This window comes from Parasynechococcus sp., from assembly GCF_042954245.1.
Taxonomy (GTDB): Bacteria; Cyanobacteriota; Cyanobacteriia; order PCC-6307; family Cyanobiaceae; genus Parasynechococcus.
The window spans coordinates 1-3265 of sequence record NZ_JBGKDP010000208.1 but is presented as its reverse complement, the minus strand read 5'-3'; the positions used below and the strand labels follow the sequence as shown (position 1 = coordinate 3265).

General features: G+C 61.2%; 3 protein-coding genes, 1 tRNA gene and 1 pseudogene. 4 read left to right on the top strand and 1 reads right to left on the bottom strand.

The genetic code is table 11. From position 1 onward, the window contains the following. The 4 genes and pseudogenes from ACGVJ8_RS09340 to recA all read left to right on the top strand — a co-directional run. Nucleotides 1-975: pseudogene (locus tag ACGVJ8_RS09340) on the top strand (AAA family ATPase); the annotation flags it as partial. 102 nt (nt 976-1077) lie between these two features. Continuing rightward, a tRNA-Gln gene (locus tag ACGVJ8_RS09335) sits at nt 1078-1149 on the top strand. A gap of 9 nt (nt 1150-1158) precedes the next feature. Beyond that, nucleotides 1159-1908, top strand: a complete 750-nt coding sequence (locus tag ACGVJ8_RS09330) for an HAD family hydrolase (protein WP_392347493.1) — start codon at nt 1159-1161, stop codon at nt 1906-1908. Between the two features lie 86 nt (nt 1909-1994). Beyond that, nucleotides 1995-3116 carry a recombinase RecA gene (recA, locus tag ACGVJ8_RS09325; protein WP_392347491.1) on the top strand — a complete coding sequence of 374 codons (1122 nt, stop codon included), beginning with the start codon at nt 1995-1997 and terminating at the stop codon, nt 3114-3116. 2 nt (nt 3117-3118) lie between these two features. Here the strand turns inward: recA and ACGVJ8_RS09320 are convergent. After that, a partial coding sequence (locus tag ACGVJ8_RS09320; protein ID WP_392347495.1) for a DUF1815 family protein occupies nt 3119-3265 on the bottom strand: 147 nt, incomplete at its 5' end.

Here is a 3265-nt window from a genome sequence, read left to right as displayed (position 1 = left end):
CGCACCATCGCTGAACGTGGCGTGGTGCTGGTCGCCACAGCTCACGGCAATGCTTTGGCCAACCTGATCAAGAACCCCACCCTCAGCGATCTGGTGGGAGGGATTCAAGCGGTCACCCTCGGGGATGAGGAGGCCCGGCGTCGGCGCAGTCAGAAAACGGTGTTGGAGCGCGCCGCCGAACCGACGTTTCCGGTTGCGGTTGAAATGCATAGCCGGCGGCGCTGGGCCGTTCACACCGACGTTGCCGCCACCGTGGATCAACTACTCCGGGGCCTGAAGCCCAGGGTTCAGGAGCGCGAGCTGACGCCTGAGGGAGGCGTTCAGCTGGTAGGCCCGCCGCAGGCTTCCGGTTTGCTGCGCCCTCCGTCCCAACGATCGTTCGCGGAACAGCCGGTCTCTGTCCCAGTGCCCATGCCTGCGGCCAGTGCCCGAGGGGCCAGTGTAGCAGAGGAACCGTCTCCGCCGGCGACCAGCGCCGAGCATCTCCAGGTTCTCTGTTGTGGGGTTCCTCCCCGTGTTGTGGAGGAGGCCATCCGTTCCCACGGCTGGAGAGCGCGGGTTGTGGATGATTTGAGTGAGGCCGATGTGGTGTTGAGCGTTCGACTGGGCCTTAGTCGTCAACCGTCCCTGCGACGTCAGGCCAGGGATCTGGGGATCCCGATCCTGGTGATTAAATCCGACACCCTGCCCCAGGTGACCCGTTCCATGGCCCGTCTTCTGCGGCGTCAGGCCACCGAAACGGCCGCAGAGCTCACTCCGCCGGATCGGGTGTCTCAGGACGATGAATTGGCTGCTCTCGAGGAATGCCGTCTTGCAGTGGAACAGGTGGTGATGCCGCAAGGCAGGCCGGTGGAGTTGCTGCCTCGCAGTGAGCGTGTTCTCCGGATGCAAGCCGAGCTCGTGCGCCGTTACCGACTGCGCAGTGATGTCTTCGGTGAGGCTGAAATGTCCCGCCTGAGGGTTTTCCCCGGCTGATCGGCTGTCGGTTGATTCGCCCGGTGGATTGACGAAGGGTTGGCTGCTGTGGGTAACTATGAGTACTCCGGTGATCCGCAGGTTGCGGTTCAAACGGATCAATGGGCCGTCGCCAAGTGGTAAGGCAGCGGGTTTTGGTCCCGCCATTCCTAGGTTCGAATCCTAGCGGCCCAGTTTTTGTCCATGAATGATCGATCCCTGCTGGTGTTCGATTTCGATGGGGTCATCGTCGATGGCATGGCGGAGTACTGGTGGAGTGCTTGGCATGCCTGTGGTCGTCTTGAGGCTGTTCCAGAGGGTTTTACGCCTGATCAGGTGCCTGACGCCTTCCGTCAGCTGCGGCCGTGGGTGCATCACGGTTGGGAGATGGTGCTGCTGGCCGCAGAGCTGCCGGTGCTGAACCTTGAGGTTTGGCTGCAGTCCTATGGGGAAGCGCAGGCCTCAGCACTGCAACGGCGTGGATGGCAGCCGGAGCAGCTGCAGGCGGCACTCGATGACTCCAGAGATGAAGCCGTTCGGCAGAACCGTTCCGCGTGGTTGGCGCTGCATCGACCTTTCCCCGGTCTGGTGGAGCGGCTGCAGCAGTTGGAGGCTGAGGGGGTGGACTGGTCTGTTCTAACCACCAAAACCCAGGCCTTCACCGCTGAGCTGCTGAACAGCCTTGGCCTGCATCCTTGGCGTCTGAATGGTCGTGAGGCTGGCGCCAAACCTCACGTTCTGCTCCAACTTCAGCAGCAGCGAGGCCTGTGTGGCTTCGTAGAAGACCGCCGGGCGACGCTTGAGGCGGTGCACTTAACACCAGGGTTGGAACAACTGCCCTGTTTTCTGGTGAGTTGGGGCTATCTTCGCCCGCAGGATCAGAGCGGTCTTCCGCCTGGGATTGCGTTGCTCCATCCGGATCGCTTTCAGGCCCCCCTGGCGCAATGGTCCTGATTCGTTGCGGTACGTTTGTACTAATTGAGACGATTCGGCGCTTCTGTGGCATTGGATCTCTCGTTCCTTAGTTTCAGGTCCTTCTCATGCCTGCAGATATGAAATCCGGCACTTCCGATCCCCGTTCCTCCGGTGAGAGGGACAAGGCGCTGAATCTGGTTTTGGGTCAGATCGAGCGCAACTTCGGCAAGGGATCGATCATGCGGCTGGGCGATGCCTCCCGCATGCGGGTGGAGACGATTTCCACCGGTGCGCTGACCCTTGACCTCGCTTTGGGTGGTGGTTACCCGAAGGGTCGTGTGGTGGAGATCTACGGCCCGGAAAGTTCCGGTAAAACCACGCTCACCCTGCACGCGATTGCTGAAGTTCAGAAGCGTGGTGGTGTGGCGGCCTTCGTGGATGCGGAGCATGCCCTGGATCCCGTCTATGCTGCCTCTCTGGGCGTTGATGTCGAGAACCTACTGGTCTCCCAGCCCGACACCGGTGAGATGGCGCTGGAGATCGTTGATCAACTGGTGCGATCAGCGGCGGTAGACCTGATCGTTGTTGACTCGGTGGCTGCCCTCACCCCTCGCGCTGAGATCGAAGGTGAGATGGGAGACCTGGCGGTTGGCAGCCAGGCGCGTCTGATGAGCCAGGCGATGCGGAAGATCACCGGCAACATCGGCAAGTCGGGTTGCACCGTCATCTTCCTCAACCAGCTGCGACTCAAGATTGGTGTGACCTACGGCAATCCAGAGACCACCACTGGAGGCAACGCGCTCAAGTTCTATGCCTCGGTTCGCCTCGACATCCGTCGGATTCAGACCCTCAAGAAGGGAACCGAAGAGTTCGGCATCAGGGCCAAGGTGAAAGTGGCGAAAAACAAGGTTGCGCCACCCTTCCGCATTGCCGAATTCGACATTCTCTTTGGCCGCGGCATCAGCACCTTGGGTTGTCTGCTTGATCTCGCCGAAGAGACAGGCGTTGTTGTCCGTAAGGGTGCTTGGTACAGCTACGAGGGCGACAACATTGGCCAGGGTCGCGACAACACCATCACCTGGATGGAGGAGAACCCAGACGCAACAGCCACCATCGAAACGCTGGTGCGTCAGAAGCTGAAGGAGGGCTCAGAGGTCAAGTCGAACTCCATGCGGCCTTTGGCCGCCGCTGCGAAGACGGCTGCTGACAAGACCGTTGAGGCGAAGGCTCCAGAAGCCGCCGCCTGATCTCAGGCGGCTTGGGCCAGGGACTGCGTGCTGCGGACCTGGCCCCCCTGGGCCAGATCTGCCATCCGTTGCAATTCCTGGATGGCATCGGCCCCCTCAAGCTTCACCAGTTCTCGGCCGTTGCGGGATTCCACCCAGCTGATGCCGAA